The 26,517-nt window shown below is 39.9% G+C and carries 23 protein-coding genes and 1 pseudogene; 3 read left to right on the forward strand and 21 right to left on the reverse strand.

Going from position 1 to position 26,517, the window contains the following annotated elements; translation table 11 throughout:
- Positions 1 to 31: 31 nt before the first annotated feature.
- From ruvA to rsxC, 7 genes are all read right to left on the reverse strand, one after another.
- A complete protein-coding gene (gene ruvA / locus ACTNC0_RS02640) occupies positions 32 to 640 on the reverse strand; it encodes a Holliday junction branch migration protein RuvA (RefSeq protein WP_117845857.1) in 609 nt (202 codons plus the stop codon).
- Positions 641 to 814: 174 nt separating this feature from the next.
- Positions 815 to 1,606: an RnfABCDGE type electron transport complex subunit B gene (locus tag ACTNC0_RS02645; RefSeq protein WP_441086248.1), complete on the reverse strand. Its 792-nt coding sequence runs from the start codon at positions 1,604 to 1,606 to the stop codon at positions 815 to 817.
- Positions 1,607 to 1,619: 13 nt separating this feature from the next.
- A complete protein-coding gene (locus ACTNC0_RS02650; RefSeq protein ID WP_441086249.1) occupies positions 1,620 to 2,195 on the reverse strand; it encodes an electron transport complex protein RnfA in 576 nt (191 codons plus the stop codon).
- A gap of 6 nt (positions 2,196 to 2,201) precedes the next feature.
- Complete coding sequence (gene rsxE, locus ACTNC0_RS02655; protein ID WP_117677355.1) at positions 2,202 to 2,912, reverse strand: electron transport complex subunit RsxE; 711 nt, start codon at positions 2,910 to 2,912, stop codon at positions 2,202 to 2,204.
- Entirely contained in the window at positions 2,912 to 3,520 is a 609-nt protein-coding gene (locus ACTNC0_RS02660; protein ID WP_441086250.1) for an RnfABCDGE type electron transport complex subunit G, read from the reverse strand. Before ACTNC0_RS02660 ends, rsxE begins: the two co-directional genes overlap by 1 nt.
- On the reverse strand, positions 3,517 to 4,494 hold the full coding sequence (locus tag ACTNC0_RS02665; RefSeq protein ID WP_441086251.1) for an RnfABCDGE type electron transport complex subunit D: 978 nt from the start codon (positions 4,492 to 4,494) through the stop codon (positions 3,517 to 3,519). Before ACTNC0_RS02665 ends, ACTNC0_RS02660 begins: the two co-directional genes overlap by 4 nt.
- Before the next feature lie 15 nt (positions 4,495 to 4,509).
- A complete protein-coding gene (gene rsxC / locus ACTNC0_RS02670) occupies positions 4,510 to 5,826 on the reverse strand; it encodes an electron transport complex subunit RsxC (protein WP_117677358.1) in 1,317 nt (438 codons plus the stop codon).
- A 302-nt stretch (positions 5,827 to 6,128) separates the two neighbouring features.
- On the opposite strand from rsxC, the gene ACTNC0_RS02675 reads away from it, so the two are divergent.
- A complete protein-coding gene (locus ACTNC0_RS02675) occupies positions 6,129 to 7,133 on the forward strand; it encodes a ribonuclease H-like domain-containing protein (protein WP_441086276.1) in 1,005 nt (334 codons plus the stop codon).
- 135 nt (positions 7,134 to 7,268) lie between these two features.
- On the opposite strand, the gene ACTNC0_RS02680 is transcribed toward ACTNC0_RS02675, so the two are convergent.
- The 5 genes from ACTNC0_RS02680 to ACTNC0_RS02700 form a co-directional block, all read right to left on the reverse strand.
- Positions 7,269 to 8,459 carry a M20 metallopeptidase family protein gene (locus ACTNC0_RS02680; protein ID WP_441086252.1) on the reverse strand — a complete coding sequence of 397 codons (1,191 nt, stop codon included), beginning with the start codon at positions 8,457 to 8,459 and terminating at the stop codon, positions 7,269 to 7,271.
- Positions 8,460 to 8,481: 22 nt separating this feature from the next.
- Positions 8,482 to 8,871, reverse strand: a complete 390-nt coding sequence (locus tag ACTNC0_RS02685) for a hypothetical protein (protein ID WP_441086253.1) — start codon at positions 8,869 to 8,871, stop codon at positions 8,482 to 8,484.
- Entirely contained in the window at positions 8,828 to 9,118 is a 291-nt protein-coding gene (locus ACTNC0_RS02690) for a hypothetical protein (protein ID WP_441086254.1), read from the reverse strand. Before ACTNC0_RS02690 ends, ACTNC0_RS02685 begins: the two co-directional genes overlap by 44 nt.
- A gap of 179 nt (positions 9,119 to 9,297) precedes the next feature.
- Positions 9,298 to 10,053 (reverse strand): SDR family NAD(P)-dependent oxidoreductase, encoded by a 756-nt coding sequence (locus tag ACTNC0_RS02695; protein WP_441086255.1) that lies wholly within the window; start codon positions 10,051 to 10,053, stop codon positions 9,298 to 9,300.
- A gap of 13 nt (positions 10,054 to 10,066) precedes the next feature.
- A complete protein-coding gene (locus tag ACTNC0_RS02700; protein ID WP_441086256.1) occupies positions 10,067 to 12,877 on the reverse strand; it encodes an oxidoreductase in 2,811 nt (936 codons plus the stop codon).
- Between the two features lie 182 nt (positions 12,878 to 13,059).
- On the opposite strand from ACTNC0_RS02700, the gene ACTNC0_RS02705 reads away from it, so the two are divergent.
- Positions 13,060 to 14,628, forward strand: a complete 1,569-nt coding sequence (locus ACTNC0_RS02705) for a PucR family transcriptional regulator (protein ID WP_441086257.1) — start codon at positions 13,060 to 13,062, stop codon at positions 14,626 to 14,628.
- Between the two features lie 365 nt (positions 14,629 to 14,993).
- A complete protein-coding gene (locus tag ACTNC0_RS02710) occupies positions 14,994 to 16,370 on the forward strand; it encodes an MATE family efflux transporter (RefSeq protein WP_441086258.1) in 1,377 nt (458 codons plus the stop codon).
- A gap of 132 nt (positions 16,371 to 16,502) precedes the next feature.
- Here the strand turns inward: ACTNC0_RS02710 and ACTNC0_RS02715 are convergent, their stop codons facing one another.
- The 9 genes and pseudogenes from ACTNC0_RS02715 to ACTNC0_RS02755 form a co-directional block, all read right to left on the reverse strand.
- A complete protein-coding gene (locus ACTNC0_RS02715) occupies positions 16,503 to 16,793 on the reverse strand; it encodes a hypothetical protein (protein ID WP_441086259.1) in 291 nt (96 codons plus the stop codon).
- Between the two features lie 609 nt (positions 16,794 to 17,402).
- Positions 17,403 to 18,056: a DUF2290 domain-containing protein gene (locus tag ACTNC0_RS02720; protein WP_055152347.1), complete on the reverse strand. Its 654-nt coding sequence runs from the start codon at positions 18,054 to 18,056 to the stop codon at positions 17,403 to 17,405.
- Entirely contained in the window at positions 18,053 to 20,170 is a 2,118-nt protein-coding gene (locus ACTNC0_RS02725) for a DEAD/DEAH box helicase (RefSeq protein WP_118575914.1), read from the reverse strand. Before ACTNC0_RS02725 ends, ACTNC0_RS02720 begins: the two co-directional genes overlap by 4 nt.
- Positions 20,171 to 20,457: 287 nt before the next feature.
- Positions 20,458 to 21,711, reverse strand: a complete 1,254-nt coding sequence (locus tag ACTNC0_RS02730; RefSeq protein ID WP_441086260.1) for an AbiH family protein — start codon at positions 21,709 to 21,711, stop codon at positions 20,458 to 20,460.
- A gap of 254 nt (positions 21,712 to 21,965) precedes the next feature.
- Positions 21,966 to 22,841, reverse strand: coding sequence for a hypothetical protein (locus ACTNC0_RS02735; protein WP_441086261.1), 876 nt, complete (start codon positions 22,839 to 22,841; stop codon positions 21,966 to 21,968).
- The gene (locus ACTNC0_RS02740; RefSeq protein WP_441086262.1) at positions 22,838 to 23,113 is read right to left on the reverse strand and encodes a hypothetical protein; all 276 of its coding nucleotides are present in this window, start codon (positions 23,111 to 23,113) and stop codon (positions 22,838 to 22,840) included. The genes ACTNC0_RS02735 and ACTNC0_RS02740 overlap by 4 nt, the downstream gene beginning before the upstream one ends.
- Positions 23,114 to 23,704: 591 nt before the next feature.
- The gene (locus tag ACTNC0_RS02745) at positions 23,705 to 23,896 is read right to left on the reverse strand and encodes a hypothetical protein (RefSeq protein WP_133303294.1); all 192 of its coding nucleotides are present in this window, start codon (positions 23,894 to 23,896) and stop codon (positions 23,705 to 23,707) included.
- A gap of 399 nt (positions 23,897 to 24,295) precedes the next feature.
- Positions 24,296 to 25,552: an RNA-guided endonuclease InsQ/TnpB family protein gene (locus tag ACTNC0_RS02750; protein ID WP_441086263.1), complete on the reverse strand. Its 1,257-nt coding sequence runs from the start codon at positions 25,550 to 25,552 to the stop codon at positions 24,296 to 24,298.
- A gap of 18 nt (positions 25,553 to 25,570) precedes the next feature.
- Positions 25,571 to 25,808 (reverse strand): annotated as a pseudogene (locus ACTNC0_RS02755) (transposase).
- Positions 25,809 to 26,517: the final 709 nt, after the last annotated feature.

A 26,517-nucleotide genomic window follows, 5' to 3' on the forward strand; every position in this document is an offset into this window, starting at 1 on the left:
TTAATACTGCTCCTGACCTTTCAACAATCACTTAAAAATTCTTCAACGCAGCCTTCAGCAGTCCTTCCACATCATCCGGTGCCACATCCGTAACCTTACGCACAGCGCGAAGTGCATCTGTACTGCTGTAGCCCAGCGCAACCAGCGCCTCCACAGCTTCCTGTCTGCCATCCGAAATCTCTCCAAGTCCTGCAACAGCCTTCTCCTGCTCATGAGCCAGCTTCAGTTCAAAAGCATCCTCCAGCTTCATCTTATCCTTCAACTCAAGAATCAATTTCTGGGCTGTCTTCTTACCAATTCCAGGAGCCTTAGACAAAGTCTTCACATCATCCGAAAGAATCGCAAATCTCAATTCATCCGCAGTAATTCCCGCCAGAACTCCAACAGCCGCCTTCGGCCCTACTCCGTTCACGCCCAGAAGCAGCTTAAACATCTGCAAATCATCCTTAGACCTGAAACCATACAACTGCATGGCATCCTCTCTCACATTAAAATAAGTATGAATCTTCACTTCCTCTCCCATATGAATCTGCGAAAGATCCGTACCCGTCATATATATCTCATACCCGATTCCCCCTGCCTCAACAATGACAGAATTCTCGGTCATATCCACCGCCGTTCCACGAACAAATGCAATCATAATGCTTCCTCCGTTTCCATCTTCATCACTTCTGAACCATCATAACACATCCCCTCCCAGAACGCAAACGTATATTCGGATTCCTGAAATAAATTTATTTAGTTTTTTCTAGTACAACGCAGGACATTATTTAAAAAGAACTGCCATAGTTTCCCATAGCAGTTCTCTCCATAATCACTGAATAATATGTCTCGGACAAGCCTCTTTGCAGGCTCCGCAGTTTGTACACTTACTGTAATCTACATGTGCACAGAAATTATCAACCGTAATTGCCCCATTCGGACAAGTCTTCTCACACTTCTTACATCCGATACATCCCACCTCACAGGCAGAAGTAACAGCCTTACCTTTTGAATGAGAACTACACTGTACAAATGTAGTCTGATCATAAGGAACAAGCTCAATCAGATGTTTCGGACATTTCGCAACGCACTTACCGCATGCCTTACATGCCTCTTTGTCAACCACAGCCACACCGTTCACTACATCAATCGCGCCAAACGGACAGGCCTTCACGCAGCTTCCGAATCCAAGACATCCAAATCCACACGCCTTAGCTCCGCCGCCAGGAATGAATGCCATCATTTCGCAATCTTCCACACCTGTGTACTCATAATTATCTTTTGTCTTCTCACAGGTACCTGCACATTTCACATATGCAACCTGACGGGCTGTCTCAACAACTTCCTGTCCCATGATCGCTGCGATCACTTTGCCGACAGGCTCACCGCCTACAGGACATCCGTTTACAGGTGCCTCACCCTTTGCGATTGCTGCTGCCAGACCATCACAGCCAGGATAACCACAGCCACCACAGTTATTTCCAGGAAGAGCCTCACGTACGGCTACTTCTTTCTCATCTACTTCCACAGCAAATTTATTACCGGCCACTCCAAGGAAAATACCGATAAAAAGGCCTACTGCCGCAACCAGTACAGTTGCCGCGATAATTGCTCCTATATTCATACCAGTCCCCTCCTTAAATCAGTCCTGAAAATCCGAAGAAGGCAATTGCCATCAGTCCGGCTGTCAGCAGAACTGTAGGGAATCCCTGGAAGGATTTTGGAATGTCATTGTATGCGATTTTCTCACGGATACCAGCCATCAGCACGATAGAAATCGTAAAGCCGACTGCTGTTGCAAATCCGTTAACTGTTCCCTGAAGGACATTGTATCCTTTCTGTACGTTTGTAAGGGCAACACCGAGAACAGCACAGTTTGTTGTGATCAGAGGAAGATACACACCAAGTGCCTGATACAGAGAAGGCATTGCTTTCTTAAGGAACATCTCTACAAACTGTACCAGTGCAGCAATCAGAAGGATAAATACGATTGTCTGCAGATAAGTCAGGTTTGTAGGAACCAGAATAGCATTATAAATGATACCTGTCACAAAAGATGACAGTGTGATAACGAAAATGATCGCGCCGCCCATACCGGCTGCTGTCTCCACACTCTTGGAAACACCAAGGAAAGGACAAAGACCAAGGAACTGGCTGAGGACTACGTTATTTACGATTGCTGAGCTTACAAGTATGATCAAAAGTTCTTTCATAATCCATTACCCCCTTTTTCCCTTGCACATGGTATTTCCACAGGCTGCACAGCTTCCGCCGCAATCCGGATTACTCGGATCAATGCCACGTTTGGCAGCACCAAGTTTAAATTTGTTCTGTAATGCTGAAAGAGCTGCCAGAACAAAGAATGCTCCAGGTGCGAGAATAAAGATCGTAATTGGTTCATAACCAGCTTTACCTGCTGCAGCATCTGCCAGAGGAAGAATCTGGTGTCCGAAGATAGAACCGGCACCGATCAGCTCACGAACTGCACCGATACAGGTAATACTCAAGGTAAATCCAAGTCCCATACCAATACCATCAAATAAAGAAGCAATCGGTTTATTCTTGGATGCATATGCTTCTGCACGTCCAAGGATGATACAGTTTACTACAATCAGAGGAATATAGATTCCAAGAGAGTCATACAGACTTGGGATAAATCCCTGTAAAAGGAGCTGTACAACTGTTACAAATGAAGCAACAACTACGATAAATGCAGGCATACGTACTCTGTCCGGAATAAAGTTACGTAACAGAGAAATCATAAGGTTAGATGCCGCAAGAATTACGGTTGTAGTAAGTCCCATTCCGATACCATTAGTTGCAGATGTGGTGATGGCCAGTGTCGGACACATACCAAGCATCAGTACAAAGGTAGGATTTTCTTTGATGATTCCGTTATACAAACGTTCTGCAGGTGTGTTTGGTTTCATCACTGATTTCCTCCTTTCTCATACTGGAATGCACAAAGACCGGCGTTGACACCGTTTGTCATGGCATTCGTTGTGATCGTGGCACCACTTAAAGCATCAATCTGATTGTCCGCTGTGGCACCTGTTTTTGTATATTCAAATTTATCAACTTTCTTATCTTTGAACTGATCTTTAAATGCATCTGTGTTTGCTCTCATACCAAGACCTGCGGTCTCACCGATGGAAAGAATGGAAATTCCGTTTAATGTTCCATCATCCTGAATACCCATGGCAAACTGGATATCTCCGCCGTAACCTTCAGAAGTAGTTACTGTAAATGCATATCCCAGTTCATTACCGGAAGCATCTTTCGCAAGCATTGTCTCATCAATAGACTGTGCGGCATATCCGTTCTCGTCCAGGAAAGACTGGAGCGCATCTGCGTCTACATCTACTACATCAAAACTGTCAGCGTCAACAAATACTGCTTTGTACGCATCCTGTTTCGCCTGCGCTTCCTGCTTTGCAATCGGATCTGCTGTGATATCCTGGACTACACCAAGTGCGAGTCCGGCAACAAGTGTGATCACTGTAATAGCGATCGTATCTTTGATAATTCTGTTACTCATGCTTTTTTGCCCCCTTTCCCAAATGCCGGGTGACGAGTCACACGTTCAATCATAGGAACTAACAGGTTGCAGAAAATAATCGCATAGGATACGCCCTCTGCGGAACCGCCGAAAAGACGGAAAATCGCGGTCAGCACACCAAGACAGACACCATATACATACTGTCCTCTAGGTGTGATCGGTGTTGTGACATAATCTGTAGCCATAAACCATGCACCAAGCATCAGACCACCACCAAAGATGTGGCTAAACAGATAATTTACGTCAAATCCTTTTCCTGTTCCTAACATATAGAGGATTACAAATACTGCAAAAGATCCGATATAAGTAAGCGGAATCTTAAGGTCAATAACTTTGAAAATCAGAAGAATTGCTGCACCGATAAGAATCGCAAGTGCAGATGTCTCACCGATCGTACCCTGGATATCACCAAGGAACATATGTAATACGGATACAGAGCTGTCTGTAAATCCATTCTGTTTCAGGGCTGCCAGCGGAGTCGCACCGGATACTGTATCCACAGCACCTCTGAACTTATCACTTACTGCAAAGTCTGTCATCTTTCCTGCGAAAGAGATCATCAGGAAGCATCTTCCTGCCAGCGCCGGGTTCATAAAGTTCTGTCCCAGACCTCCGAAAAGCTGTTTTACAACGATGATTGCAAATGCGCTGCCAAGTACAGGCATCCAGAGTGGAATAGATACCGGCATGTTTAATGCAAGTAATAAACCTGTAACAACCGCACTGAAGTCTGTGATCGTATTCTTCTTGTGCATCAGCTTATCATAGATCCACTCAAAGAATACACTGGAAGCAACTGTGATCACTACTACCAGTAATGCGCGAACGCCAAAATTATAAATTCCAAACAGCGTGGTCGGCAAAAGCGCTAACACAACCAGCTGCATGATTTTGCTTGTTGTCATCTTATCCCGGACATGGGGATTGGATGATACATGTAACATCTGCTCCATTATGATGTCCCCCTTTTACTTTTTCTTACGGCTTGCCAGAACCATCTTACGCATAGATTTGATCATCTGGGTCAGCGGACGTTTGGCCGGGCAGATATAACTACAGCAGCCACACTCACAACATTCCATACCATCAAACTTCTGGAAGCTCTCCATGTCACCATGCTCTGCAAAAGTTGCAAGTCTTGCAGGAATGACATGCCCAGGACAGACTCCTACGCATCTGCCGCAGTTAATGCATGCTGTCTGTTCAGCATCTGCCACATCATCTTTCTCCAGGCAGAGGCATGCAGAACTTGTCTTAATACATGGTACATGAGTATCATACATGGCAAATCCCATCATAGGGCCACCGGAAATCACTTTAGATACATTGTCTGTCAGACCACCGGCAGCTTCAATCAGTTCTGCCATATCTGTTCCTGAAAGAACATCAAAGTTCTGAGGATTCTTAATTCCCTGTCCTGTTACTGTTACGATACGGTCCATAACAGGTTTTCCAAGGATAACAGCTTCGTAAACAGCAATCACTGTATCTACGTTATCTACTACGCATCCTGCATCTGCCGGAAGCATGGTGGAGTTGATCTCTCTGTCTGTAACGGCCTTGATCAGGAATCGCTCACCACCCTGTGGATACTTAGTCATCAGCTCCGCAACTTCAATACGCGGAATATCCTTTACCATCTCTTTCAGCTTCGCAATACAGTCAGGCTTATTATCCTCAATACAGATATATCCCTTCGCATTGTCAAAAAGCTTCAGCATAACTCTCAAACCCTCGATCAGCTTCTCAGAATCATCCAACATTCTTCTGTAGTCGCTGGTAAGGTACGGTTCACACTCAGCACCGTTTACAAGGATATGATCAATTTTATCCGGTTCCTTCGGAGCAAGTTTTACCTGTGTCGGGAATCCGGCACCGCCCATTCCCACAACTCCTCCTTCTTTGATTCTTGCAAGGATCTCTTCTTTTGATAAATCCTCCAGTTTCGCAGGAGTGTATTCTATACTCTCATATTTCTGGTCATTCTCAATAATAATAGAATTAACCATGGATCCTGTTGCTGTCAGGCGTGGCTCTATTCCCTTTACCATACCGGAAACAGATGCGTGGATCGGTGATGAGACAAATCCTGCCGCATCTGCGATCTTCTGTCCTGCAAGCACATGATCTCCTTTCTGAACTATCGGCGCAGCCGGCGCACCGATGTGCTGGGAAAGAGGATATACCATATCTCCCTTAGGCAGATATTTCACTACCGGACTGTTCTTGGATAATTCTTTTCCGTCATAAGGATGAACACCACCCTTAAAGGTTAAAATTCCCATTTCGTTCCCTCCTTTTTATATTAAGCATCTCAAGAGTGCTTTTTTCCTATCTGAGATATAACAAGCCTTTTATACAGACTAAAGAAACTACATATGATAAGCCAATTCATGAGGTGTTGAAAATCAATCCTCAAAATTGATAAATTCCACATGCTTTTTCTTCCCTTTTTTGTATATTTTTATCACTTACAGTTATACTATAAACCATTTTTTCAAAAAAAGCACTACCCAAATTTCAATTTCTTGTGTATAATTAAATACAATTTCAGAAAGGAAAAAATGTTAACATGATTGTTAAAAAAATGCCCATTTTACAAGGGTTTCCAGACTTTGAGACTGTTAATTTTTTCACTGGAAAATTCTTCCGGAAATACAATTTTTCACCTGTTTTTTTCGACATTGAAACCACCGGATTATCAAGAAAAACCACGTATTTATACCTGGTCGGAGCTGTTGGAATTGAAGATGAAACTTGGACTTTTTATCAATGGATGGCCGAAAATAGCAAGGAAGAAGAAACAATTCTGAGAATTTTTTCACAATTCCTTGAACAGTATGATTGCCTGATTTCTTACAATGGAGAACGCTTCGATCAGCCCTATCTGGAAGCCAGATATGAAAAATATGGTCTTCCATCCCCATTTGAAGGAAAAATTTCCCTGGATCTCTACCTGACCTTGAAGCCATTAAAGACACTTTTGAAACTCCCGGCCATGAAACAGCCATGCCTGGAGGAATTTCTCGGAATCAAAAATCGAATTTATGACAATGGAAAAGAATGCATTCAGCTTTATAAAGATTTTCTGAAAAAGAGAGACCATGTTATATCTGATGAAGTCCTTGGCCATAATCTGGAAGATGTACTCGGACTTGGGAGAATTTTTGAAATGCTTGGTTATCTTTGCATTTATAATTCAGAATATGAAATTACATATGTGGAATTTGACGGTGAAAACCTGATTCTGGAAATGAAGCTTCCATGTAAATTGCCGCAGAAATTTTCTAATGGAAATGAACAGTTTTATCTGACAGGGGAAGATGAACTCGTGAAATTTATTGCCAAAGCAGAAAATAGCAAATTGAAACAATACTATCCCAATCCGAAAGATTATTATTATCTTCCGGAAGAAGACTCTGTCATCCCAAAATCTCTCGGATCCGGAATTGGTAAAAAGCACCGGAAAGCAGCCACCAAAGATACCTGTTATACCTGGTTCGCCTGCTCCGATGCTTTTCTGAATAATCCACTGCAGCAAAAGGAATATCTGAGACATACTCTGCCTTATTTACTTAGTACACTAAAATAATAACCAGATAAGTCTCAGAAAAGATCATCACCTGATTCTACTTTTCACTACATAAAATCAGCTCTATCTGCTTTTATACATAATTTTATCAAAAAAGCTGACGCCCCTGCATCTCAGGAGTTACCATACCAATATTCATGTGAACGAATCCGTAATATCTTTGCTTCCTATTCTCCTGACTATCTCATACAGTGCTTCTGCACTGAATGGAAGAATCCTCTCATCCAGCCGAAATTTCGGGTGATGCAGGGGATATTCTTCTCCGCGAATTCCTGCCAGAAATACGGTAAACAGCCCTTTTGTTTCCCTGAAGTACCGATAGGCATTGTCACCGGATAAAAACAGTTCGTCTTCTCCCTCCAGAACAAACTTTTCACCAAATATTTCTTTCCCGACACATTTTGCAGTCTGTACCAGTTCATCATCATTTGCGAATGCATACACCGGAGATTTCGGAAATTCCATATGGATGTCTGCCCCTGTCCTTATCTCAATTTCCTGCAGACATTTTTCCAGTTCTTCCTTTAACGCAACATATGTTTCTTCATGAACTGCACGGATGTTTCCATTCAACACTACATGATCTGCAACAATGTTCGTATATTCACCACCATGAACTGTACCAATTCCTACGATATATTTTCCTGGATTTATATGTTTCTTTTTGAAATTTTCATTCAGATCATGAATAGCACTGACTACCTGTGAGGCGGCATAAATGGCATCAATCCCTTTCTCTGCCTCGCACCAGTGGCTGGATTTTCCATGAACATGAATCTGCATACTGTTGATCATAGAAGATGCCTGTCCCTGATGAACCGCCATCCCCAGTGTCATATCTGCTGCATAATGAAACATCAGGAAAGCATCCGCTTTCGGGTTCTCTAAAGCGCCAGCCTGAAGCATCCTTTTTGCTCCCTCTCCGATCTCCTCTGCAGGTTCAAAAAGAAAACGAATCCTGACAGGAAAATTCTCCTGTTCTTCTGCCACAATTTTCGCCAAAATCAACGCAGCAGCAATAATAAAATCATGTCCACATGCATGCATACATCCATCATTTACCGAAGCATATGCCATATCCGTCTGCTCCTGTATTGGCAGCGCATCCATTTCAGCTCTGAGAACCACCATTTTCTCTCTGTCCGAAAGACCTGGAAGTTCTGCAATAATTCCTGTAGGTTCTACATGGTTTACTTCATACCCTAAATTTTTCAGATACTTTTGAATATATGCAGAAGTTTCTACCTCCTGAAGCGCAAGCTCTGGATGCTGATGGAAATATCGTCTCAGTTTAATTAATTCTTCTGTATAATTTTGAATGTACATGATATGCTCCTGTTGCTTTCTATTAGTTTTTTCCACTCTTTATCTTATTTACAATCGAAATATATCCCTGAACCAGCAAATCCGTTACTACCAGCACAATAACTGACCATATCAGGCATCCTTTTACACTGAATCCACCAAAAGCAGCAAAACCGCCAATCACATAATATACACCTATATGTACAGCATATATCTTAGATATCTGTTTTGAATAATAGCACAGCTTATGATATCCGAATTTCCATTTCTCTATAATCGGCATTATCCAGAATGCAATCGCAAACACAAACATTATCGCACAGAAACTTCCTGCTACCTTTGCAAGTCCCGGAATTCTGTACTGTTCAAGCATATAATTAAAAAATTCTTCAATGCCCGGATGTAATATCATGCAGCATGTGGTCTTTTTCATAATACAGTACATTCTTATATACTAATTTAGGAGTAGCACAGCCAGAGACTGTTATGAGTTTTTGTTTCGTATAAGTACCATTTTTTTGACGGTAAATGGTGCTTTTTTGATCAGGATATTTTCCGGTAATTGATACGGTATAATTATAATCGCCGGATTGCATAGCGGCAGACACGCTTACCTGCATTCCCAAAAGCAGGAATAGTGAAAGAAAAATTAATAGGAACAAATGCTGATTTTTTTTCATCGTGAAATCCTCCTTCGTTTATTCTTAAACTAATTATAGCGTCAATAAGAAGTAGTATCAATACCTGTTGGATGATTTTCCTAATGGTACTATATTTCGATTTATCTCCGCAGTCAGATCTTACGTACTGAAAAAAAGGAGTCCAAACGACTCCTTTTTCCAATGCATATCAATTATTTTTAAAATATCGTATATCCGCCATCTACAGCCAAAGCTGCTCCATGGATGAAACTAGCTTCGTCTGATGCGAGGAATGCAATAGCCTGTGCTACTTCGATAGGTTCTCCAGGACGTTTTGCCGGACTCATTCCAATCTTCATTGTCACCGGATGCTGTGGAACTGCAAGCACACGTGCAATCATATCTGTTGCAATCGGTCCTGGAAGAACAGCATTTATACGCACTCCTGTACGTCCATGATCCAATGACATCTGACGGGTGAGTCCAAGAAGGCCATGTTTGGCAGAAGTGTAAGCAAGCCCTCCGCGGCCAGCTGCGGTTGCTGCCATGGAAGCTACATTGACGATGGTTCCGGCTCCTTGTTTTTCCATAATAGGGATTATTTTCTTGCAAAGAACAAATGGTGCTGTGAGATTTGTTGCAAGAACAGTGTTCCATTCATCCATTGTGATCTGATTCATATTGGCAGTTGTTCCGCCTACTCCTGCATTATTAACGAGAATGTCTATTTTTCCGTAGGCGTCCAGAGCTGTTTTAACCAGGTTATCAAGACTTTCATCAGATGTCACGTCTGTTTTACAGAAAATTGCTTCTCCTCCGGCCGCCTTGATTTCATTCACACAGCTTTCTCCCAGTTCTTCCTTTGTTCCAACAACTATGACTTTTGCTCCTTCTTTTGCAAAGAGTTCTGCGGTTGCTCTTCCGATTCCTCTTGTTGAACCGGTAATGATTGCTACTTTGTTTTCAAACTTCATGGCAATGCCCTCCTTATCTTCTTCCTGTTTCCATGAATGCTGTTCTGTCATACCGTGCGGTAAGCAGATACGGTGCCAGAACATCTGCGTCAATCTCTTCACATAAATTCAGTTTATGAACCATCAGATCATTTGAGGAATACGCACCTCCAATGACTGTTCTGATTGGAAGTTCTCCCCATGGATCATCAATGGACGATTGTAATTTAATCGCTGCAAAACCAGGCTCCCATGAATGGTAATTGTATTCACAGAGATTCTGAAGCAGAGCACCATTCTGGAAATGTGATTTTCCTTCTTTATCCGGTTCGCGGTCAAGGTGGAAGTAGAAACCACCGCCGTATGTCTTTTTACCGGATTCTGGGAACTGATACAGCATTCCGGTCATTGCGTTATTATATTCACCAATCTTGAGATCAATATTTACAAGTTCAGTACCACGACGGCAGACTTGAGCGGTCACATGATCATTGTTTCGACGGATTACAAATTCAGATCCCAGTTTCTTTGGAATTGATCCATTGTCACGTCCACACTGAACTGCCATTTCTGCACCGGTTCCCCCAAGTACAAGCCCTATTGGATATAATCCAAGCTGTGTTCCATATGTACAGTAAACACCAAGGATTGCTTCATAATAATCATCAGCAAAGGTAGGCTCCTTAACATGGCACACAGATACCGTAACTACAGGCACGGAAAATGGTTTTAACGGTGCAGGCAGAACCTTTGCAATAGCCGCAGGATCGGTGAGGTATGCAAGATATATTCCCTCCTGATTTTTCATAAGAGAGATCTTACCGAAATTAGGCATTTCCTCCGGAGCGGTGATAAAGCTTGGAGTTTTGACAGATGTCTTAAACAATTTCCTTGCTGCTTCAAAACCACTTCTGGATGCAGGAGCAATCGTACCGTCTTTCACAGCATTTCCGATAGCCTGAGCATGGATTCCTTTTTCTTTTAATTCTTCAACAAGATGGTTGTCCGGACGGAAACCAAGTGAAAGAACAACAGCATCTGCAGCGACTTCCACATTTATCTTATCGTTCAATCTTTCAAGAACAACTCCATCTTTTTTGATCTCTTTAAGGGCATGTGCCATCATGAACTGGGCATTGTATTCTTTCAATCTTCCACATACATCTGCAACATTTGTATGATTTGCATTAGGAGCAACTTTGTCAAGCATATCCGCAAGCACAACAGTATTTCCTTCGTGACAGAGATATTCTGCTGTTTCAAGTCCCGTAACACCTGCTCCGATGATCATTACTTTTTTATTCTTCAATCCGGCTTTTCCGACAAGAATATCTTCGATCGTATATACATTTTCTCCGGTTATTCCGGGAATAGATCCTGGAATGACAGATTTAGAACCTGTTGCTACAAGTACCGCGTCCGGATTCATTTCTGCAATTTTATCCGCAGTCGCTTCCATATCAAGTTTTAATTCAACTCCAAGTTTCTCAAATTCAACATTATAATAATCGGCAATCCAGCCCATACGTTCTTTGAAAGGAGGCTTCTTTGCAAGGTTTATCGTACCTCCAAGCTCACTCTGGCGGTCAACCAGTGTTACCTTCATGCCGCGTTCAGCAAGTGTTTTAGCAGCGATCATACCACATGGTCCGCCACCCACAACTACTACCTTATGTTCCTGAGTGTCATATTCTGCATTTCCATAAAGACGTTCGCGGCATGCACGTGGATTAACTGCACATTCCGCCGGAATACCCGCGCCCATCCATGCATTCAGGCTCTCAAAGCAGCGCAGACAATTGATACATTTACAAATTTCATTCTCTCTTCCTTCAAGTACCTTGAGTCCCCACTGTTCGTCTGCGAGCCAGCTTCTTCCCATGGAGACAAAATCAACAATACCTCCTTTCAAAAAATTCTCAGCTACCTGTGGTTCACGTATGCAGGAAACTCCTATCACTGGAATAGAAACGTGATCTTTTACAGCCTTGATCAGATCTTTTCTCCAACCCTGGGGGAAAGAGATTGGCTCTACACATACACTTCCTGTTTCGTATAAACCAACAGACACATCAATAAAATCAATCCCGCATTTCTCAAGCGCCATTGCAATCTTAACTCCATCCTGGATATGGATATAATCCTCTGTTACTCCTGTCTTATCCAGAAATTCTTCCACGCTTAAACGGACACCGATTGGAAAGTCTGGTCCACACTGTACACGGATTCCATTTATGATCTCAGTGATCATACGAAGCCTGTTTTCAAAGGAACCACCATACTCATCTTCGCGTTTATTTGTGTAAGGGGAAAGAAACTGTTGTAATAGATACCCATGAGCCGCATGAAGTTCTACTCCATCGCAACCCGCCTTTTTTACTCGTACAGCACCTGAGATAAACTGTTGGATCAAAGCTTTTACTTCTTCTGTTGAAAGAGCCCTTGTTTCCTGCTGAAGATATTTGCACGGTATTGCTGAAGCAGATACTACCGGGCCGCCTGTAAGAGCAGTTACTGTTTCACGTCCAGGGTGATGCAGCTGGATGAATATCTTTGTCCCATATTTATGTACTGTTTCTGCAAGCTTTGCAAGACCTTCGATATGTCTGTCTTTTGAAACAGACAGCTGACGCATCATCCCTGCACCATGCAGATCGTTTACCCTTGCAATCTCCGGAATAATAAGCGCTGCGCCACCAATTGCACGTGCTTCATAGAATGCAATCATGTCTTCCGATGGAGACCCATCCATCTCCGCCAGGCTTGTACCCATCGGTGACATTACAAGTCGGTTTTTAAGTGTAATATTTCCAATTTTTCCCTGTTTAAAAATTTCCTGATACATGTACGCCCTCCTTTACTTGTGTCTCTTGATATTATGGCTTAAAAATAACATTTTCTTTGTAAAAAAACAACGGCATAAATATAAAAAAGACATTGTGAATTTATGCACAATGCACTATAATTAATAATAATCCGCAAAACACTGTGCATTATTCATAAAGAATTGTAAAGAGGAGTATGAAAATGCTGTTTTCCGATCTTATTAATTATTTAAAAAATGAAAAAACTTTTAACATAATACTAAATTGTTCTACTGATCTTCATGAAATACGAGATGTAGAACTGTTGGATGGCACTCAAACAAGATATGCCACAGATATTGTCTATTTTGGTTATCCAAATGTCTTGTCTCCTGATATGCAGCCTTCTCAATGTATCCTTGTTCGTGGAGAAAACTATCTTTTTCCTTATTCTTGCACGGATCGTGCAACAGTACAGGCAAAAGAGCTTTTTGCGGTTTTTAATGCAGCAAAACAGTTTCTTCAGACACATGAACAGGTTAGTTTATATGAAGAACTGGTTCGAAAAGGCCACTCTTCCCATAGTCTGGATGAAGTGATTAACTCTGCATCCATCAAATTAGGATATTCCTTGGTATTTTGTGACAAGAAATTCCGTATCCTGTCATATTCCACATCAATTCCGGTTACGGATAAATTATGGAAAAAGAATATTGAACGTGGATATTGTACATACGATTTCATTAAAAATGTAATGTCATTGGAAGCTGTCCAGGGGGCTTCAGCCAGCATTGAGGCTGTTGAAGTATCTTGCCCGGAATCACCATATCGTAAATGTAGTTCGAAAGTGTTTTTAAACGGTGTTCAGGTTGGTTTTGTTCTAATGATAGGAAACAATATCCCTTTTACCGCAGAACACTTAGCAGCTATGAGTGAGGTAAGCCGGGCAATCAGCTCTGTAGTTGGACATTATCATCCTGAACTGTTTCAGTACACCAGTGCGGATCAGCAGCTTCTTGAAGCCCTGCTGATTGGAACTCCGGCTGATATATTGGCAGATTCCATTTCTCATCTTCGAGTATCTGATGCAATGTATGCACTTTGTATCCAACCGAAGACATTTTTGAAGGAAAATAAATTAAAGCAGCAGCTTTATCCTGTGATCCGACATATCTTTCCGGAAGCATATATGACTGTCCACGACAATGCACTAGTCCTTCTTGTACCAGATCAGAGTTCTGTTATATTGGTAGATACTCAAAAAATAATGCTTAAAACGATGGCAGAGTATCATCTGGATGTAGGAATCTCCCTGGTTTTTTCAAAAATGGATGAATTTTACAGAGCTTATCAGCAGGCGCGGACAGTTCTTGAATGGAATCACAGAATCCCTGATAACCTTAAGAAGGAAATATCATGGGATCGAAGGTATCCGATGGAGCATCAAATTCATCGGTATTCTGAAATTGAGTTCTACGAAATGATGAACAAGATCAAAGAACCAGAAAAACTTGCAGATTATATCCACCCTGCCCTTTACAGACTGAATAAATATGACCAGAGAACGGGAAATGAACTTTACCATACACTTGAGGTATATCTACAGTGTTTCCATAACAATAAGGAAACAGCTAACATTTTGTGTATTCACAGGAATTCGCTGGCTTATCGAATGGAAAAAATCATTGAAATAGGTAAAGCCGATTTAAACGATCCCATGACAGAGTTTCTGTTGAGAATGTCTTTTAAGCTTGTGGAATATCTGAAGATAAGAGACCTCGATCTCCCCTGATATTTAAAAAGGAAGCCCGGTATAGGCTTCCTTCGGTTTATATATTACAAACTGTAAGCATAAGAAGGATAATACTGTGCGGCATTATTTTCACTGATAAGAGAATAAGCTGCCAGATCCAGAAACAGCCCCGTCTCTTTCTTTCCAAGATATTTTTCCAGAATCTCCGGCAGTTTATATCCATTTAGGGTCTGACCCCGAGAGGCTGACCCCGAGAGGCTATTCTCAATATCTTTTACAAGGACAATATCTCAAAAATCATAGCTTTTTCTGTCCATATCTGTTAGAATTGACAATGATTAATAACAGGGGCTGCTGCACATACAGATGCGGCAGTCCCTGTCGAATGGATGAGGAAAATTAAAATGAACACAACAGCAAATCTTGGCAAGGCACCCGTACGCACTCTGGTGCTCCAGCTTGCCATCCCTTCTATGACCGCGCAATTTGTCAATGTACTTTACAGCATTATTGACAGGATGTATATCGGACATATTTCCCAAAATGGTGCACTGGCTCTTGCAGGTGCAGGGGTATGCGGTCCTATCGTTACATTTCTCACTTCTTTTGGCACTCTGGTAGGAATCGGAGGTTCCATTACCATGGGAATCCGAATGGGAGAAAAAAATCATAAAAAAGCAGAACAGGTACTGGCGAATTCTTTTCTGGTGCTCAGTATTTTTTCTGTTCTGCTGACTATCAGCTTTCTTCTTCTAAAAGATAAGCTGCTTATGTGGTTTGGCGCAAGTGGGGCTACTTTTCCCTTTGCCAATACCTATCTGACCATTTATACAACAAGTACCTTTTTCGCACTGATGGCTACAGGGCTTAATTACTTTATCAACTGTCAGGGCTTCCCCCTTGTAGGAATGTTTACCGTACTGATCGGCGCAGGATGTAACATCCTGTTAGACCCGATTTTTATTTTTGGTTTTCATATGGGAATTTCCGGCGCTGCCATTGCAACGGTTATTTCGCAGATACTCTCCTGCATCTTTGCAATGACCTTCCTGTTAGGAAAAAAGGTTCCTGTAAAGATTACCTTCGGACAATACAACTTAAAAGTCATAAAAAAAATCCTTTCCCTGGGATTTTCTCCTTTTCTGATCCTGGCCACAGACAGCCTGATCCTGATCTTTATGAATACAGTGCTCCAGAAATATGGTGGTGCTTCCCAGGGCGATATGCTGATCACCTGTGCCACCATTGCTCAAAGCTATCTGCTTCTGATCACCTCACCTATGATCGGGATCAGCGGAGGTACACAGGCAATCCTGAGCTACAATTACGGTGCCAGATGCGTAAACAGGGTCAAGGACGCAGAAAGGAACATTCTGGGAGTAATGCTTATCTTTACCACCATCATGTTCCTTCTCTCCCGGTTTATTCCCCGGTACTTTGTTCTTCTGTTTACCACTGATCCACAGTATATCAGATTCTCTGTCTGGGTCATCCGTACCTATACACTGATGATCATTCCGCTAAGCTTCCAGTATGTCTTTGTAGACGGGCTGACTGCCCTGGAATGTCCAAAGACAGGACTTGCGCTCTCCGTTACCAGAAAATCTCTTTTTGTGATCAGTGCAGCTGTCCTGCCTTCTTTCTTTGGTGCAAAAGCGGCTTTTTTCGCAGAACCTGTTGCTGACGGAATCTCTTCTGTCCTCTCAACAATTGTATTCCTGCTTCTGATCAACCGCCACCTGGATAAACGCTGCCGGATGGACAAGAAAGAGAGCCTGTAAATTACTCCTGTATCTCCGCATTTGGGAGATACAGAAATAAGTATAATTGTGCAGAAATCTATTCTATTTGATGCTTTCGTTGTTCCTACGCCAATCAAATCCTCTACTTCTTTTCTTGGGTACTTCATAGGGTCAGACCCCGACATTTTTCGGTGCTTCATCTGTCGTATGAAATTCTATATCCTCTCCACGTATGGTTTTTGCCATATCCTCTTCTACCAACGCGGTTCCTGTCTGAATCGTATCACCTTCTATACAATTCATAATTTCTTCCAGGGAGCAGTCTCTATATTCTTCTACAGTATATTTTAGAATATTACTCATAATTGGTTTATATGAAAAAATATTCTTTGCTGACTGATCTTTCGTTTCTTTTCCATCTATCGTCTTTAGTGTTACAGAAATACTGTCTTTCACATCCATAAGTCTCTCCCTTGACCAGCTTTTATTTGTAATTTAAGTATATATCTTTTGAGGGAACATAGCAACTACAGAATTCTACTTATTCATTCCACGTATCCCTTCTTAACTCAAAACATCTATACGATAGCCTCATATTCTTCTGACAGCTCCTCATTGTCTTTAAATGAGTTAAAAACAAGTCAAGCATCAGCATATCCGGAGATTCTTCTCTTGGATATATCTGATGCTCTCTTTTTCTTTTCGGAATTTCGGGCTTACTTTCGTTTCTACGGTAGCCTCTCGGAACCCTTGATTTTACTGCTTTCCTAGAGCTATTTTTACAAGTAATTAACTGAATTTTCTGTAAATTACCATTTTTACCCTTTTTTTGTGCTCGTCTAAAAATCTACCAACGCATGCACCATTATCATATGACCTCTTATCTCTTTTGTCAATAAACTACTTACACTATAATTTCCTGCTCACTCTTTCTCTGGCTTTTTTCTTCTCTCTTACCACTCCATATCCGATTTTATTGTTCTTTTATAGATCTTTTAGCGCTGCTTCATTCTTTTTATTTATACTTCATAGTGTCAGACCCAAACATTCCCCACATTTCATTCTCCATTTTCATACTATTATTCTGCTCTTATTTATGTCTTTTTCTGCAATATGTTCTTCGAAAGCTACTATACCCTCAATTTCAAAATTGAATTCCAACTGTGAACTCGGAACATAATAAAAATGTTCCATAATAAATTTCACAAATTTCATCGGTGATATTGGACGATCTACAGGAATTCTACAATTTTTATATCCCCCTAAAGTAATATGTGAATATGGATGATGCAGTTCGCTCTCCTCCGGATCTCGATTGTAATCAGCTCGAATAATCACAGGCAATACAGATTTATTTAAAATATCTCCGTAAATATAGTCAACATCGTATAATTCCGGATCATTCTGATAAAGTTCATACGACGGTGATGGATAATACCCCAATCTGTGCGAAATCAATTCTGTTCCCGTTCTATTAAAGCGATACATCAACTGTATGATACCACCATCTGGCAATTTAACATTATAATTATGATTTTTTTCTATTTCATCATAAATTGTACTGTAATCCATATTCCTTAAATATAACGAAATATTTTGATATTTTTCCCATACAATATCCATTTGTTGAATTACAGGATAGTTATATTCTTCTGCCAGTCCACATCTGATCAATTCCCTTGTAACTTTCTTTAACTCTCGAAATACTTTTTCTTGTTCTTTCAATTATACAGCACATCCTTTAAGCGATTCACAGTATCTTCATCTAAATCTTCTTTTCGAATTTCTCCATTTGCAAGTTTACTGGTAATATCCGCCAGATTAGAATTGCTTTTTCTGATATCTCTTAATTCATTTTGAGTCATGTCTCTATGAATAATTCTCATATTCTTTCGTTGTGATTTGTCCGGGTACGTGAACTCTAATTGAAAATTCCTTTCCTTAACGCTGTTAAACTCCTGTATTAACAGATCCATATCATCTCCGATTCCGCTAACCCGTACCCATGCCTTCGATCTTGTCATAGCAGTAAATATAATATTTCGTTTTCTTGATAAGTTGATGCCTCTTGCGCAAAGATCCGCATTTATCAGATAAACAACTGCTGCTTCATTTCCTTTTGCTCTGTAAATCTGAGAGATTGCAATAGAATCCTCCTGAAAAAAATCATCTGGTGTTGTCTGTACCCCAACAATATGCGATTTAATTCCCTTTTCCATTAATTTAACACGGATATGTGACACGTAACTCTTCGTAATTTTGGGATCAGGGTGAATGATCATAATGTCCTGATATCTTAATTCTTCATCATGCAGATTTTTTTCGATATCTTCAACTATCCAATCCGCTTCCTGTACATTATTTTCAAATCTTCTAAATTGTATAAGATCGTCAATTGACGAATGATCCTCTAAAAATGCAGGACTTGTTTCTTCTGTTCTATATAGCGTTACAAATTCTCCATCTCTGATCACACCTTCTTTCACTGTATATCCAATATCTTCCCATAACTGTTTATCTTCAAATAATTGAACTAACGATGTTTCCTCCCGTGCCTCTTTTTTTCTGTAAATTCCAAATCCCAGGCTGTGTGCTGTAATAAGAACTGGTCTTGAATTACGATAACATTTTGATAAGACAATATCCTCCGCCTTACCATTACTGTTATCAAGCACTACATTCGGCCGTCCATTACTGTATCCAAAAATGTCTTCCGGAGATTCAACGTTTTTGTTATCCAGGCTTTGGAGTTCATCATATGCATATACAAGCATACGGCTTTCATGTGGGAGTGACATATAACACATCTGAAGAAAATATTTTGAAAAATCCTGTGCTTCGTCTACTAAAATCACATCATACAATGGCTGGGGATTCGTTACTGATTCTACGGCTTCTTCACATACTCTGTCAAAAGCAGATGAATTTCTTCCATATTTCTGGCACGCATCCATATAATCATAACAAACTAGATTATTTGCCTTACAAAAATTGAAATACAGACCTTCTGAATTTTTACTTCCCCATGCATGAATTATTTTAATTCTGCTCCAATCAGGTTCCTCATTTGTATTTTCAACAATAAAGTTTGTGATCAGTTGAATAAATTGACCCTTTAATGCCCGGCTGTTAAATGTAACTGCTATCATCTTATTTTCATACATAGTATACAGATATGCTACCTTTAATGCCAGAACAATTGTTTTTCCCGATCCTGCCAGCCCCCGGATTCGTTGAACACCTTCTACCGTTTCAATGACTGCCTTACTTTGATACTTGTCCAGGCAGGAAATCTGGTCTTCAATTGCTTTTAATTTTGATCCCCTTGACGAAGCCTTCTGAAGATTTTTTCTGCCACCTCTTTTTTTCAGTTGTGAAATCATCTGAATCGCTTCCAGTAATTTCTTATAATATTCTTCGCCCTGTTTCCATTCCAGACTTTCTAAATATTCCTTTACTTCTTCTATTGATGTACAAATTTCATCACTCTTCGTTTTATAAAGGGGTGCATAAGACAGTACATTAATCGGCACTTGTAAAACTCGTCTTTTTGACAGATATCCATATCTTTTCAGCTTGGCTTCCATATTATTATATAGTTCATCCAATAACTGAATTTTATCTTCCATATTTTCTTCTGCTAATGTTTCCAGATCAAAAAGCACAATACCCGTCTGTTCGCTCACTAACAATGCATCAACTTTAATTTTTCCATCAATTCCCCCTAAAACAGGGTAGCCCAAATAAAAATATCCGTCTAATCCCATTGTTTCCAAAAGATTTATAATTTCATTTGCAAGCACCTGTTTAGATGTAACTCCATTTACAATTGTAAGCATCTTATCACCCTTTACTTTTAATATGTCATGTTTTTCTGTATATCATTTCTATCATATTGTCACACAGGGAAATTAAATAACCGAACGGTTAACGATTTTTCTCAGATATATGTCTCAATATAGCAGATATACTACCGATTGTCAATCATTGACAAGACATTTCTTCATCTCTTTCTCCATCGTGCATACTAATAAGATCTGTCTTATCCACATATATTCTGGAATTCAGAGCAAACTGAAATGCACTATTGTCTGGATTCACAAATCTTCCCCTGCTTTATTCTTTTTTATTTTTCCCTCATGGAATCAGATTCCAATGTGCACGTATTTATCTTTTGAAACACTATTGTTTTATTTTTCCCACCCGTTCTCTTTACCAATTCATCCTGCCCTATAATTTTTATCAGATTGATAATCTTCTTTTTATAATCCTCTTTATCAGTGTAAAAAATTATTATCTTAACATTTTCGTTTAAAATAAATTTTCTTAATATATCCTTATCCGTAATGTCTAATGAATGTCCAAATATAAAAACTTTATGGTACTTAACTACTCTGTGATGCTTTTTAACTATTCCATTCTCTTTAACGATTGCTGATATTTCATATATTTTTTTCTCAGACTGAATTTCCTCAAGCCAGCCTTCATATAAGCCCCCTGTTTCCTTATGTATTCTTTGAAAAAATTTCTTAAATTCTATAAATTCGAGGTCTTTATCTCTCACATCTCCTTCCAGATATTCATCAATTCCAAGCACCATATTTGTAGATTGGATATCATTCCTTAAATCAGCTTTTCCATGCACATAATCAAACTCCAAAAACTGATGTTTTCCATATATTCCCTGATATGTACATGTATAGTTGAACGATAAGATTTTGTCCAAATATGGCAAATTTTTTATATCTGGCAGTCCATTTCCCAGCATAAAATTCTCAATATAATCTGAGAAATAAATTTCAAGTGCACGTGTAAGTTTATTCAGATCCTCCAAAAGTTTCTGTTTCCAAGAGTCAATTTCTTCTTTTTTCCAGACATGGGTCGCCATTCCTGATGAACTATCCATCTTTTCCAAAAATAGTGCAAGAACGTTTAATTGCCTTTGTGAAAGCACCGTTCCTACGCCTCCCTTTTGTATGGTCTCTTGTATATCCCTGCTTACACTGTTGAATGTCTGTATAATCAGGGAAATTTCACTTTCAAAGTCAATCCACCCGTCTTTTCCTTTTTGCTCTCTGCTTTTATACACCTCTGAAAAATATTTAATCCATGCATTATCCTTGCACAAATCGCTTAACTCATGAATGGTTTTCCTTGATTGATTGTATAAATACTGATCAAATTCAGAATCTTGTTTACTGTTAAATAAGTCTGTAAAATACTTATAGCAATTGATATCCTCTCCCGCAATCAATTCTAATCTTGAACTTTCTTGTGCCTTATGCTTGTAAAAAAAATCTATAAACTTCAGAAAATCCGCATATTTCGTGGGCAAACCATGTGCCAAATCAAATCCATTTCCTACTATTAAAATATTCATCCTTTGTCCTTTACTGGTTATGAATTTCCACTTAAATCTACAACATCGCCTCTAGTCTATGTTCCAGTTCTATTTTTTGTTTAACATGATCCTTCCAATAATCCTCATGCCGCCGTATAAATAACTGTATCTTCCTGATACTTTGAGTCACGCTTTCATCCGCCTCTATAATCTGCTTTTCCTGCCCTGCCAGTACAATATAAAATATCTGCGTTATATCATAGAAAAAAGCGCAACACATATGTGTCGTTTTCTCATACCATGCATACATTTTCGTAATTTAAAAAACTAAGTTTCCACTCCTCCTTATTTTTCAAATCATATTGAAGAGAATTCAAAATTAAACTAAAGTAACCAGAAAACCATATTTCTCTTAAATTCTCATGTTTTTTCTTCTTTTTCTCGAACAATAAATTCCAATTCTCCAAAATATCTTTACTTATATTTTCTAAGATATATTTTTTTGATGTATCCGATAACCTTTCAAATTCCCAAGCCACAATATCCTCTTTATGATTCTGCAGCATCATATCCAGATTGATTGTCTGTGCAAAACGCTTCAGCGCTTCTCTGCTGACTTTAGAAAGAACACTAAAAAGAAGCTGCTGCCAATTTGTATTATGTTCCTTTCTTTGTACCCAGCGCTCCCACAACGCCAAATCCCTGTCAGCAATTCTCTTGACCGCTGCAATTATTGCCTCTTTGCATTTTTCATCTATACCCGATGTCCGTTTCAACAAAATCCTGGCACATTCATAATAGAAACAAGGATATGCTACATCCATCTTTGCAAAATCCACAAGCATATCTGTTTCACAGCAAGTTGAAAGAAATATCCAATAATCTACAATGTTATTTTTCTCTGCCAAAAGCTGGCATAAACGTGCAGAGTCCTCCCTATATGCTTTTTGAAACAATCTGCAGACTAATTCATCAGGTTTTATACTTTTTCCCCTCTCATACGCATCAATGAATTCATATATCTTATCCAAATCATTATCAGCAATACCTTCCTGCAAATGTTCAAAAAATTTCTGATCAGCCCTTCCTGCGTTACCAGCAATATGAGTACTATAACTCACCGAACTGATCATTTCCCAAATATCTTTTTTTATTGTCTTCTCCATCATACTCCTTTCTTCCATACCAGGCATTCCGGAGCATCCAGCTCATTCCATAATTCTTCAAATGCGTCTATCATCATCTGTGGATGTTCCACACTTTGAATAATATGATGTTTATTTCCAAGGCTATTCACAGATGTACCCAGTGACCAGACAGAAGAGGTACCCTGATTTAAATTAAGCACCATGAGAAAACGATCATGAAAACTGTAACCATAATCAGCCCACTGGCATCTAAGCTCTACATGTATACCATAATGATTACTCCTTTTCTCCATAATTTCCTGCTGCTGTTCTATCCAATCACATACACTCATTTTACTTTTTTCGGCAATTTCACCACATACTCCATTTCTTTTCTCTAAAATAGAGAAAGTATAGGCTCTCTCCAGTTGACGTACAATCCTTGTATAGCATGAATAGTTCCTTCCGACACCGCAGAGCTGTGTGAAATCTCACCGTATCGATAAACCCACATATTGCCTTCCCCTCAGACCACAGAGTCGGCACTCTGGAAATACTTGGGATTTCGGTGCTCAATAGCTATCCCTACTACCTTGCTGTCTACGCTTAGCACGTTACATTACTGCAACACACCCAAGACTCGCTTCAAATGCTGTGTGTTGGTTAACAGCTTATTTGACAGGATTTCCACCTGTCGAATTGCATGCCCTTTGCTGGACGCACGGTCTGACCTCAATGTCCTTGACAAAAGCACAATATGCTGAGACTATCTTTAGAATGGCAAAAACTAAAACCTGGACTTCATAGGATGCAGACTCCAATTCCGATTGAAACGAGCACCCTTTCGAGCATCACCAGTCGTCGAAAATTTAAGTCCCCGGAGTTTTCAAAATAACCACCCATTTCTATAATTTATATTCTTTATATAGTTGTTCACGATACACCTCGTCCTCAGATGCTTTCTCAGCATCTGAATAACGTTTATTCTTTAATAGAATATTTATAAGTGCTCCTAATCGATTTTCACCCTTTTTTTCACCTTTTTTTTCGCCCTTTTTTATTCCATTTTCCTCTGCATAAGAAATCATACTTAACATATCAGACACCTCCTTCTGACGAACTTAATTATCCGAATCTGGAATATATGATAATACTTTTTTCTGGTTTCCGGAAAATAATCCATATAAGAGATCCAAAAGTCCCTTTTCTTCCTGTCCTTCTCCACCGAGCCGTACTATTATAATCTCCAAAAGATCTGATTCCCTGGAATCAATTCGGAACTCTTTGTCTTTGATTCCCTCATTTTTGTAATTCTGCATCTTATAATATGATATGGTATTTTCCAGTTTCCTGGGAATATTATCGAGGCAGATCCAGATACTGTACACTTTTTGTGAATTACTCGGTAACTGAGTTACCAGAGCATCTGAATTAAGGCGGGATACCGCCTTAATTCAGGGTGCATCCATGGCACCACTACTGTTTGCTCTTTAGAGCTATACAGCTACTTTTATTATTTCCGGTGTTTTCAGTCCGATTACGGACAGTTCTCTTTTTACTCCGGATACGGAGTGATATTTTCTCAGGATATTATATGCGCCTACCGCATCTGCATTATAGACTCTGTTTCCATCCCTATATGATCCTCTCTCTTTCCGGTTAGACGGTTCCGCATATCTTTTCCCTACTTCCGGTGACAGCGGACTGCACTGGCTAGTATAACTTTCTTCCTGTTTTACAAAACGGATCCCATATCTTTTCAGCTTATATTCCAGCATGATGTAGATCCTGTTATACGGCAGGCTATGGAACTTCTGGTTTGTCCTGTGTCCCAGGTCTTTTTCTCTCCGGATGTTCCGGATATCCCCTGTAACGACACAGGTGATTCCCTGTTCCCGGCAGTATTCTGCAAGATATCTTGTGAGCTTGTGCAGATAATCCGTTACTGAGTCTTGTTTTCTCTTATATAACTTCCTGATATGTTTTGATGTGACCGGATGCTTTACTCCCTTTCCGGACTGCTGCCCATACCACTGGGCCTGCACCCTTGCGATCTCTTTATGGAAATATCTTTCCAGTGCAAGGTACTTCCTGCCCAGGATAAACGTCTTCCCATTTCCAGAATCATAACACGTCATAAGGTTGTGAAGCCCCAGATCAATAGACAGTTCATGTCCGTTCTGTGGAAGTTCTTCCTGGTCAGGAACCTCATAAACAACAATAATTTTACAGCTTCCCTTCTCCGGCGGATAGATCCGCATCTGTTTGATCTGGTCCATGCCCCTGAAAATCTTATTTTCAAGGTAAAGAAAGTTTTCATGGATCTGATACGTTTCTTCCATATATTTTTTTAATGCCTTTGGAAGGGACAGGCGGACTCTGCCCGTATCCCGCTCATGCACGATCCCCATCTGCATATAGGTAATGGGGATACTTTCCTGCTTAAACCGCGGCGGTCTGGGAGTCTCAATCCCCCCGGTTCTTTTCAGGGCATAAAAAGACTTCCATGCCTTTTCCAGCAGCCTGCAGACTTCCTGGGCGGTCTGGGACGGGAGCTGTTTATACCACAGATCCTCTTTATGGGCTTTTTTCTGATAGTACCAGTCAGGATACTGCTCCATCCCTGTTTCTTTGTAATGCTGACGCTCGTAATTACAGACATTCCAGAGCTTGGATGCTGCATAGCACATATGCCCGATGAGGTTCGCATATTCCCGGCTGACCTTTATGGATGTTTTCTTTGACAGAAGCATTTCCTCTCCTCCATCGTATCAGTAAGCTTTGCTCTGATGTTCGATGTACCTGCGGATGTTTTCTTCCGATACAGATCCGACCGTTTCCACATAATAGGAATGGTTACACAGCTCCCCTTTCCAAAGCTGGTTTCTTATTTCCGGAAAACATTCGAAAAGTTTCCTGCCGGAGATCCCCTTCAGGTATTTCACTGACCATACCATATGGTAATTAATATTACACACAAGTGCGGTAATGTATAAGATTTTCTTTCATACATATATAATACCATGATATCAAAAATTCCGCAATAAAATATCGAACATATTTTCTTTTTATAATGCTGGATACAGCTTTTTGGTTAAATTTTATACATTTTTTCTTAAACGAAAAAACAAACTCATCAGTTTCGCCATACTCCATTTCGATAAGTTCTGTCAGTCCTTTACAATACAAAACAAACATGTATGTATTCTCAAACGAAGCTCCATATGCTTTTTCAGCCCCTTTTTTCTTTTCCATTTTATGGAGTTTCCGAATCATTTTATATCCATTCTTTTTCAGATCTTTATTAGTTTTTACAACAGATTTAATTTTCATCATTTGTCCCTCTATTCAATGTACAATTTTTAAAGTAATATTGCTTTAGAACACAAAGTTATTAGTTTTTAATCAAATTTTTTTCTCACATTTTCGCCGATCCATAGATCATTGCCTACTGCTCACCACGGAGAGGGATGCGATTTATCAAAAGATTTTTGACTTGTCCGAGCAGCGTAGGGAGCTACCGCTCCTTTTGTTTTGTTTATAAATTCTTTAGAAATGTTTATTTTTTCTTTATGGGGTCTGACCCCAATGTGGTCAACTTAAGCCCAGAATGCTGAAAATTCAACCATTCTGGGCTTATATTCTGGATTTTTTATATAAATATCTTGACATATCCTCCTAAATATGTGGTTTATAGATTAAGCAATATTACGTTACC

The sequence above is a fragment of the Blautia sp. HCP3S3_B11 genome, from assembly GCF_052064435.1.
Lineage (GTDB): Bacteria > Bacillota > Clostridia > Lachnospirales > Lachnospiraceae > Blautia_A.

Excerpts from the sequence above, each read along its gene's own strand:
- ruvA (WP_117845857.1), bottom strand. The coding sequence starts at position 640 with ATGATTGCATTTGTTCGTGGAACGGCGGTGGATATGACCGAGAATTCT.
- ACTNC0_RS02645 (WP_441086248.1), bottom strand. The coding sequence starts at position 1,606 with ATGAATATAGGAGCAATTATCGCGGCAACTGTACTGGTTGCGGCAGTA.
- ACTNC0_RS02650 (WP_441086249.1), bottom strand. The coding sequence starts at position 2,195 with ATGAAAGAACTTTTGATCATACTTGTAAGCTCAGCAATCGTAAATAAC.
- rsxE (WP_117677355.1), bottom strand. The coding sequence starts at position 2,912 with ATGAAACCAAACACACCTGCAGAACGTTTGTATAACGGAATCATCAAA.
- ACTNC0_RS02660 (WP_441086250.1), bottom strand. The coding sequence starts at position 3,520 with ATGAGTAACAGAATTATCAAAGATACGATCGCTATTACAGTGATCACA.
- ACTNC0_RS02665 (WP_441086251.1), bottom strand. The coding sequence starts at position 4,494 with ATGGAGCAGATGTTACATGTATCATCCAATCCCCATGTCCGGGATAAG.
- rsxC (WP_117677358.1), bottom strand. The coding sequence starts at position 5,826 with ATGGGAATTTTAACCTTTAAGGGTGGTGTTCATCCTTATGACGGAAAA.
- ACTNC0_RS02675 (WP_441086276.1), top strand. The coding sequence starts at position 6,129 with ATGCCCATTTTACAAGGGTTTCCAGACTTTGAGACTGTTAATTTTTTC.
- ACTNC0_RS02680 (WP_441086252.1), bottom strand. The coding sequence starts at position 8,459 with ATGTACATTCAAAATTATACAGAAGAATTAATTAAACTGAGACGATAT.
- ACTNC0_RS02685 (WP_441086253.1), bottom strand. The coding sequence starts at position 8,871 with ATGAAAAAGACCACATGCTGCATGATATTACATCCGGGCATTGAAGAA.
- ACTNC0_RS02690 (WP_441086254.1), bottom strand. The coding sequence starts at position 9,118 with ATGAAAAAAAATCAGCATTTGTTCCTATTAATTTTTCTTTCACTATTC.
- ACTNC0_RS02695 (WP_441086255.1), bottom strand. The coding sequence starts at position 10,053 with ATGAAGTTTGAAAACAAAGTAGCAATCATTACCGGTTCAACAAGAGGA.
- ACTNC0_RS02700 (WP_441086256.1), bottom strand. The coding sequence starts at position 12,877 with ATGTATCAGGAAATTTTTAAACAGGGAAAAATTGGAAATATTACACTT.
- ACTNC0_RS02705 (WP_441086257.1), top strand. The coding sequence starts at position 13,060 with ATGCTGTTTTCCGATCTTATTAATTATTTAAAAAATGAAAAAACTTTT.
- ACTNC0_RS02710 (WP_441086258.1), top strand. The coding sequence starts at position 14,994 with ATGAACACAACAGCAAATCTTGGCAAGGCACCCGTACGCACTCTGGTG.
- ACTNC0_RS02715 (WP_441086259.1), bottom strand. The coding sequence starts at position 16,793 with ATGGATGTGAAAGACAGTATTTCTGTAACACTAAAGACGATAGATGGA.
- ACTNC0_RS02725 (WP_118575914.1), bottom strand. The coding sequence starts at position 20,170 with ATGCTTACAATTGTAAATGGAGTTACATCTAAACAGGTGCTTGCAAAT.
- ACTNC0_RS02730 (WP_441086260.1), bottom strand. The coding sequence starts at position 21,711 with ATGAATATTTTAATAGTAGGAAATGGATTTGATTTGGCACATGGTTTG.
- ACTNC0_RS02735 (WP_441086261.1), bottom strand. The coding sequence starts at position 22,841 with ATGATGGAGAAGACAATAAAAAAAGATATTTGGGAAATGATCAGTTCG.
- ACTNC0_RS02740 (WP_441086262.1), bottom strand. The coding sequence starts at position 23,113 with ATGGAGAAAAGGAGTAATCATTATGGTATACATGTAGAGCTTAGATGC.
- ACTNC0_RS02745 (WP_133303294.1), bottom strand. The coding sequence starts at position 23,896 with ATGTTAAGTATGATTTCTTATGCAGAGGAAAATGGAATAAAAAAGGGC.
- ACTNC0_RS02750 (WP_441086263.1), bottom strand. The coding sequence starts at position 25,552 with ATGCTTCTGTCAAAGAAAACATCCATAAAGGTCAGCCGGGAATATGCG.